Origin of the sequence: Bradyrhizobium sp. (assembly GCF_019244115.1) — a bacterium.
Classification (GTDB): domain Bacteria; phylum Pseudomonadota; class Alphaproteobacteria; order Rhizobiales; family Xanthobacteraceae; genus Bradyrhizobium.
This window is the reverse complement of sequence record NZ_JAFATE010000627.1, coordinates 1-5,434: the sequence shown is the minus strand read 5'-3', so window position 1 is coordinate 5,434 and position 5,434 is coordinate 1. Positions and strand designations below refer to the sequence as shown.

The window sequence follows — 5,434 nt, the reverse complement described above, 5'->3', positions numbered from 1 at the left end:
CGGGTGGTGAAGATCTTGAGCTCGGTTTCGCCGTCAGGCGTCGTCGCGCCATCGAGCGCGAAACGGACCAACAGACCCTCGGAACGGCCGATCCAGTTGCGCTGCATCAGCCGCACCTTGTCGGGCCAGCGGTCCAGCATATCCAGCGCGTCCAAGAGCTCCTGCGAATATTTCGTGATCTTGAACACCCACTGGTTCATCTCGCGCTGCTCGACGACCGCGCCCGAGCGCCAGCCGCGGCCGTCGATCACCTGCTCGTTGGCGAGCACGGTCATGTCGACCGGATCCCAGTTGACCTTGCGCTGCTCGCGCTCGACTAGGCCCGCGCTCATGAAGTCCAGAAACAGCTTTTGCTGATGCTTGTAATAGGCCGGATCGCAGGTTGCGAACTCTCTGCTCCAGTCGAGCGACAGCCCGATCGAGCGGAGCTGCTTCTTCATCGCGGCGATGTTGTCGTAGGTCCAGGCCTTTGGCGCGACCTTGCGCTCGATCGCGGCGTTCTCGGCCGGCAGCCCGAAGGCATCCCAACCCATCGGATGCAGCACGTTAAAACCCTTGGCGCGCATGAACCGCGCCAGCACGTCGCCGAGCGTATAATTGCGGACATGCCCGATATGGATGCGCCCGGACGGGTAGGGGAACATCTCGAGCACATAGTATTTCGGCCGCGGATCGTCGTTTTTGGAGGCGAAGATCGCCTTGTCGTCCCACTGGCGTTGCCAGCGTGGCTCGGCTTCACGGGCGTTGTAGCGTTCGGAAATCATGGAATCGCTTGGTTTTTTCAAGGATTGGGGGCCCATCAAAGGACGGCGGACTAGGCCATAAAAGGCTGCAGGGGGTCAATGGCTCAGGGCGTATGGGACAATCGTTGCGGATCATGTGGCGGCACCTTCCGCGCCGAGCGACCCCTGGCCGATCTTGCCGGCCCAGCGGGCCAGCCTTCGATCTGCGGTAAAATCCGGCAAAATACGGTCGCAGAACTTGAGGACCGCTTAAGGGGTTCGATGCGAGCGTGGACAGCATCAATAGATCCGCTTCGATAGTCCGATAGAAACATCAGAGGAATTATCTCCTCGTGGCAACCGGTTCGCCCGACGATACCGATTTTGACTATGCGACGTCGGTCGCGCGAAAAGCCGTGGACTTCATGGCGAAGTACCGCGTGCCTCCGACGCCCGACAATTTTAGCGTCTGGTTTACCTATGCGCTGGGCGCCAGCATCGAGCTGAAGCGCGCCATCGACATACTTATCGGCAACAGGCGGCGGTTCGACGCCAAGACCAACAACGACCTGTTCAACGCCTATGTCGGTCTGCAGGCCTCGGACGGCCGAACCATCAACCATGCCTCGCAACGCCTGCGATCTCTGATGGTTTCAGCCAGGCAATTTCTCAGCACAGCCATTGCCGACAACCACTCGCAAATGCAGGCCATCAGCGACGTTGCCGACCGGGGCGGCGCCGAGGTCAATTCGCGGCAGCTGATCGAAAGCCTGATGAAGGAACTCGAAAAGGCGACGACGCGCGCAACGCATCTGGAAACGAACTTTGCCGAGAAGGCGCGGGAGCTCGACTCGATTCGCGATTCGCTTTCCAAATCGGAGGAGCGCGCCAAGACCGATACCCTCACGGGACTGCCGAACCGCCGCGGTCTCGAGGAGTTCTTCCGCGTTGCGCAGATCTCTGCCATGGAAAAAGGCGAGCCGCTCAGTGTGCTCCTGATCGACATCGACCATTTCAAGAAATTCAACGACAATTTCGGACATGGCGTGGGCGATCAGGTTCTGCAGCTGATGGGAAAAGTCCTACGAGAGAAGCTTCGCGACGGCGACCTGCCGGCGCGCTACGGGGGAGAGGAGTTGATCGCCGTGCTTCCCAAGGCGGATCTCGCGGCCTGCAAGAGGGTGGCCGAGCGCATCCGGCGAACGATCGCGGAGTGCAGCATCCCCGGCCGTTCGGTGGACGAGGTTCTTCCCCGAATTACGATCTCGATCGGTGTAGCGCAGTTCCAGCCGGGCGAGTCGATGGCGGAGCTGATCGAACGATGCGATCGCGCCCTTTATCTCGCCAAGAAAGCCGGGCGCAACCGGGTCGTCACCGAGAGCGAACTCAGTCCGGAACTGGCCGCAACAGGCTAGCTACGTGCGCTAACTGTCATGCCTCGCGAAAGCGGGGCATCCAGTACGTCGAGGCCTCACAATTCAATAACTGCTGTCTCTGGGATACTGGACCGTCCGCTTTCGCGGACCATGACATCGGAGAAGTCGGTGTCGTCGCCGTCGTCATTGCGAGCGAAGCGAAGCAATCCAGACTATCTCCGCGGAGGCAGTCTGGATTGTTTCGGCGCTTTGCGCCTCGCAATGACGATTCCCTCACAGCCGCTTTCGCGGAGGATGACGCGGATGGCGGGACATAGCTACCCCGCGATCGCGATGCCGTCGCGCCCCTCGCTCGTCCGCACGAAGCCATGTTCCACGACGGTGTTGCGGCCGCGGCGCTTGGCGGCGTAGAGCGCCGCGTCGGCGGCCTCGATCAGGTCGCCCGGACACTGGCCATCGTTCGGGAGCGTCGAGGCGACCCCGACCGAGACCGTGACGTATTGATGGTTCGAGGTGGCGTGCGGCATCTCGAGCGCGAGCACGGCAAGACGCACCATCTCGCCGATCTCGAGCGCACGGGAGGCGCTGCTATTCGGCAGCAGCAGGCAGAATTCCTCACCGCCGTAGCGGCCGGCAAAACCCAGCGTGTCGGCCGCGATTCGGTACAGCGTTTCACCGAGCCGGGTCAGGCAGACGTCCCCTTCGGGATGACCATAGGTGTCGTTGTAGAGCTTGAAATGATCGACGTCGATCATCAGCAACGACAGATCGGCTTCACATTGCTGAGCTTTCAGCCATTCAAAATCGAGCCGGCTTTGGAAACCGCGCCGGTTGGCGAGGCCCGACAACATGTCGATCGATGCGATCACGGTCAGACGGTCGTTGGTGGCGACCAGTTCGCGCTCGCGCTGGCCGAGCTGCGCGGCCATCGCATTGAAGGCGCGCGCCAGCGGCACGAACTCGGCCGGCAGCCGGCTGCGCGCAGCGCGGGCCGTCAGGTCGCCCTGCCCGAACCGCTTGGCCATAGCGGCCAGAATGGTGATCGGCTGAATGATCAGCTTCTCGGCGGCGAGCAAGGCGCCGAACAGCACGAACAGGCAGACCAGCCCGAGCTGCACATAGGCGGTGTAGATCTCGCGGTCGAACGCAGCCGTGACCGCCGCCTCGTCGATGCTGACGATCAGGCGAGCCGCGGTGTCGGCGATGCGCACGAAGCTGATCGAGCGCTGCGCCCCATCGGCGCCGATGAAGGAGAGCGAGCCTTCGCGCTGCTCCGAATTCATCGCGGGTTCGGCAATGGCGGCCAATAGCGGCAGCGTATCCAGAGAACGCCCCACCATGGCAGCCTCCTCCGACGGTGCCGCGAGAACCACGCCGGCACTGTCGACCAGCACCGCCGAGACGCCGGGGCGACCGCCCAGATTGCCCATGATCTTCGACATCCAGTCGAGATTGACACTCGCGAGAATGACGGCATCGGCCTCGTTGCTGATCGCCGATACCGGATAGGCCGCCATCGCGATCGGCGCACTGGTCTGGCCGGAAATGATGGAATCGCTGAACACGAAATCGCGGCTGAGCTGGGCCTGCTTGAAATAGGACCGGTCGCTCAGATCGAGGCCGACGAACATGTTGTTGGTCGAGCACTGGATCCGGCCGTCCTTGGCGGCGATCATCATGTTGCGGATCCAGGGCAGATTGAGCGGCAGGCTGGCGCGCAGGATGTCACAGCTGCGGCTGACACCACCGCCCGACGCGCGGATGAAGGCGGCCGACTTGAGCAGCGTCGCGACCGATGAAATGACCTCGCGCTGGGCTTCGGCACTGTGCTTGGCCATGCTGACGATCTCGCTCGATGCAAGCGCGATCTCCTTCGAGCGGGTCGCCTCGAGCGAACGCGCCCGTTCGAGCATCAACGGCGCGACGAGAATCACGGCAAGCAGGGCCAGCCGGGCACGTATTCCCAGAACCTGCCTGAGTTTCACCGTCTTGCGTTTGAAGCTGATGCGGGACATCTTGGCTCCCTACCCCCTTGGGGTGCGGACGATAGGGGGAAGGGTTCAAAAAGACTTTCCTGAACTTGGTAAAATTGGACCCAATCCCGTGAATCTACGGATGCCGCCGTGACATGACCGATGAAAGTTCCGCAGCAATAACAGAGGGTCCCAGCGCAGGGCTTGATGCGGTGGAGCGTGAAATCGTGGCCGCATGCGCGCAAGCCCGGCGCGATCGCGCATCGGTCACGCTGGTCGCGGTGTCCAAAACCTTTGGTGCGGACGCCATTGTGCCGATCATCGCTGCTGGCCAGCGCGTGTTCGGCGAGAATCGCGTTCAGGAAGCCAAGGCCAAGTGGCCAGGGTTAATGTCCGGTTACGGGGATCTCAGCGTGCATCTGATCGGGCCGTTACAATCCAACAAGGCGAAGGAGGCTGTCGCGCTGTTCGATGCCATTCATTCGGTCGATCGTCCCAGCGTTTGCCAGGCATTAGCCAAGGAAATCAAATCCCAGAGCAGGCATCCCGAGCTGTTCGTCCAGCTCAACACCGGCGAGGAACCGCAGAAGGCGGGGGTTTCGCCCGCCGAGGCGGACGGTTTCATTGCGGCATGCCGGGAGACCTACGGGCTCGCGATTTCCGGCGTGATGTGCATCCCGCCGGTCGACGAAGCGCCGGCGCCGCACTTTGCGCTGACCGCAAAAATCGCCGCGCGCAATGGCTTGAAAAACCTGTCGATGGGAATGAGCGCCGACTTCGCGCTCGCGATCCAGTTCGGCGCAACGCATGTCCGCGTCGGTTCTGCGATCTTCGGGCATCGCGGCTAGCTACACGAAACCAACAGACACTTTCCCCAGCGCGCCAAAATCGACTGCGACGTGATCGCCCGCCTGGATCGGCAGTGGCGCAATTCGATCCGTGTCGAGCATCACATCGTTCCTTTCGTCATGTCCTTGCTTCCTGTGCGGGCGGCAAGGAGCGAGAATCCGTCAGCCGATCACTATTCTGGTGCGCGGGCCTAATCTGTGCAGCAATCGAACCATGGCCGATCGCGTCATCGAAACGCAGCCGGCCGTGGGAGCGAAATTCGTGCGTGCCAGATGCAGGAATACGGCACTCCCGCGGCCGGCAACCCGCGGCCTTGTGTTGTGATCGATCTCGACAATGAAGTCATAAAGGTGATCGGTGCGCTTGAGGTGATCGCCAGGATGCTCACGGCCAATTCGGACCGACTGGTTGTAATGACGATCGGCTGGATCTTCACACCAGGCATCGTCTTCGCGAATCGCGCGAACCGGAAGAAAGGTCCGAGGCCGCGGATGACGATCGGCACGCCACCACA

General features: G+C 61.9%; 5 protein-coding genes. 2 read left to right on the top strand and 3 right to left on the bottom strand.

Translation table 11 applies throughout. The features are described 5' to 3' along the window. A partial coding sequence (locus tag JOZ76_RS27590) for a class I tRNA ligase family protein (RefSeq protein ID WP_291704043.1) occupies window positions 1-764 on the bottom strand: 764 nt, incomplete at its 3' end. Between the two features lie 383 nt (window positions 765-1,147). Between JOZ76_RS27590 and JOZ76_RS27585 the strand changes: the two genes are divergently transcribed. Further along, complete coding sequence (locus JOZ76_RS27585) at window positions 1,148-2,137, top strand: GGDEF domain-containing protein (protein WP_291704045.1); 990 nt, start codon at window positions 1,148-1,150, stop codon at window positions 2,135-2,137. Window positions 2,138-2,415: 278 nt separating this feature from the next. Here the strand turns inward: JOZ76_RS27585 and JOZ76_RS27580 are convergent, their stop codons facing one another. Further along, on the bottom strand, window positions 2,416-4,113 hold the full coding sequence (locus JOZ76_RS27580) for a diguanylate cyclase domain-containing protein (protein ID WP_291704041.1): 1,698 nt from the start codon (window positions 4,111-4,113) through the stop codon (window positions 2,416-2,418). A gap of 113 nt (window positions 4,114-4,226) precedes the next feature. On the opposite strand from JOZ76_RS27580, the gene JOZ76_RS27575 reads away from it, so the two are divergent. Next, the gene (locus JOZ76_RS27575) at window positions 4,227-4,919 is read left to right on the top strand and encodes a YggS family pyridoxal phosphate-dependent enzyme (RefSeq protein ID WP_291704040.1); all 693 of its coding nucleotides are present in this window, start codon (window positions 4,227-4,229) and stop codon (window positions 4,917-4,919) included. Window positions 4,920-5,081: 162 nt separating this feature from the next. On the opposite strand, the gene JOZ76_RS27570 is transcribed toward JOZ76_RS27575, so the two are convergent. Continuing rightward, on the bottom strand, window positions 5,082-5,434 hold a 353-nt coding region (locus JOZ76_RS27570; protein ID WP_291704038.1), incomplete at its 5' end, for a L,D-transpeptidase family protein.

What these genes read in the sequence shown, in the direction of transcription:
- JOZ76_RS27585 (WP_291704045.1), top strand. Translation starts at nt 1,148, where the DNA reads ATGGCGAAGTACCGCGTGCCTCCGACGCCCGACAATTTTAGCGTCTGG.
- JOZ76_RS27580 (WP_291704041.1), bottom strand. Translation starts at nt 4,113, where the DNA reads ATGTCCCGCATCAGCTTCAAACGCAAGACGGTGAAACTCAGGCAGGTT.
- JOZ76_RS27575 (WP_291704040.1), top strand. Translation starts at nt 4,227, where the DNA reads ATGACCGATGAAAGTTCCGCAGCAATAACAGAGGGTCCCAGCGCAGGG.